This is a genomic window from Bacteroides sp. L10-4, from assembly GCF_013373675.1.
Lineage (GTDB): Bacteria > Bacteroidota > Bacteroidia > Bacteroidales > Bacteroidaceae > Bacteroides > Bacteroides muris.
The window spans coordinates 1-2,091 of sequence record NZ_JABXJH010000129.1; the positions used below are offsets into that span (position 1 = coordinate 1).

At 37.0% G+C, this 2,091-nt stretch carries 1 protein-coding gene and 1 pseudogene; one reads left to right on the forward strand and one right to left on the reverse strand.

Going from position 1 to position 2,091, the window contains the following annotated elements; all coding sequences use genetic code 11:
* The first annotated feature begins 164 nt into the window (after positions 1-164).
* Positions 165-1,373, forward strand: a complete 1,209-nt coding sequence (locus tag HU824_RS19325) for a hypothetical protein (protein WP_176469735.1) — start codon at positions 165-167, stop codon at positions 1,371-1,373.
* A gap of 57 nt (positions 1,374-1,430) precedes the next feature.
* Here HU824_RS19325 and HU824_RS19330 read toward each other — a convergent pair.
* Positions 1,431-1,964, reverse strand: a pseudogene (locus HU824_RS19330) (sulfatase/phosphatase domain-containing protein); the annotation flags it as partial.
* Positions 1,965-2,091 lie beyond the last annotated feature (127 nt).

Consider the following 2,091-nt stretch of genomic DNA (forward strand, 5'->3'; position numbering starts at 1 on the left):
TCCACGCTTTACATTCTATCGCTGACACGGCCTGGAAAAACGGACAATCCCCTCTTAAAGCTATATTGGCGCTCGTCTAAACTGACGGGCTAATTCTTCGTATCCTTTGTTCTCGCTGAATAGTTACAATAATTAGGTTCATTATTAACTAAAATAAAATCCTTATGAAAAAGTTCTTTTTGCCATTTTTGTGTGGAGGAATTTTATTTTCTTGCTCAAATGAAGAAAAAATGTCCAAATTAGATGTGGATGCTCGCAACGTTACAAAAGATGCGATGATTGAAGAAGATGCATATCAACTTTATGAAGACTTGCAGTCTTCACTTGTGAAAACAAGAAGTTTGAATGCATCATACCCGGATAACTATGGAGGAAGTTATCTTGATAGCAATGGAGAGTTTGTTGTTTTAATTGTTGAAGGACAGGAAACGAAAAATTTGAATTTCGTACCAAAAGGTGCTGTTACAAAACCATGTAAATACTCATATAATGAGTTGCTTAATGTTCTTGATGTACTTACAGAGTACAAACTTTCGGACAATCGAGAAATTTATAATAACTTTTTGGTATTTTATATAGATGATAAGCAGAATAGGATAATAGTAGAACTAACAGACTTTTCTGAAAATGCGAAACAGGCATTTAGAGAAAATGTTTCAAATTCGGAAACGATAATTTTTGTTGAAGCATCTGTTAAATATGAATTACCTGTAATTCCATTTGGTAATTCTAATAGCGAAGAAATTGAGTATAAACCTTCTTGTGCAATTGAAACAAGAGCCGCAAATTATCCTTTTTTAGCAGGGGCACCTTTTGGAAATATATCAATAGGTTATAGAGCTAAAAAAGATGGCAAGATAGGATTGGTAACATGTGGACATTCGAATGCTCTTGGTAAAACATTTACAGTTAATGGTCAAACGATAGGTAAAATTACAGCGTGGATGTATAAAGGGACTGTGGATGCTTCTTTTATTGAGATAACAAATTCAGATTATGAGGGTTCTAACCAATTATATAAATACCCAGGAAGTACAGCTAGTGGTGAAATAAGTCCTGACATTAAAGAATATGGTGTCGGCTTTACTGTTAATAAAATAGGTCAGACGACTCAGCGTACTTGGGGGGAAATTTATACGACAACTGCAAGAATTAAAGATAAAGCTATAGAATTTTATCCAATGACAGGAACGAGATATAATTCAGCAGGTGGAGATAGTGGTGGCATTGTTTATTCGTATGTAAGCTCAACAGATACACGATACACGGTGGGTACTCATAAAGGCTCTATGTTAGATGCGAGTGGTAACAAATGCTCTTTTTATGTTAAAGCCAATGATATTAAAAATGCTTTAAATGTTACACGGTACTAACCATCATCTCCTTTTATGTAGCAAATAATATCTGTAATAAAAAGAGTCAAAACCGATTTACTTGGTAGCCTCTTTCATTAATTGTTCGAGATGCTTCACGATATCGGGATGCTGTGCAGCTACATCATGTTCTTCCCTGATGTCATTCTCTAGATTATAGAGTTGCATCTGTGTATTGCCTTTCCGTGTATTCGTAATGATTCCCTTCCATTTTCCCATGCGGATTGCTTTGTTTCCGATTCTGGGATCGGGATATTCCCAATATAAGTATTCGTGTTGCTTTTGCTCTTCTTTTTTACCGAGTAATGTAGGGAGGAAACTGATACCGTCTGTCGGTGGACAAGAAATCCCTGCTATCTCAGCCAAGGTAGGCATTACATCCTGGAAAGCACAAATATGATCACTTTCCGTACCTGGTTTGATATGTCCCGGCCATGTCATGATTGCCGGAACCCGGATTCCACCCTCATGCAGGAAACATTTGCCCCATCCATATTCCGACTTGAAAAGACCGCCACTGTTGAACCAGGGCGAATCACTTCCACCGTTGAATGTGGCTCCGTTGTCGGAAGTGAAAACAATAAGTGTATTCACTACTGTCCAATAAAAGTTAGCTAATCGGTCTTTGAAATTATTGAAATACAGTCTTTTAAGCAGTCCTTTAGAATGAAACGGATTTGAATTCGTAGCTTAGCGGTCAAATTGAAGGCCGCTTATG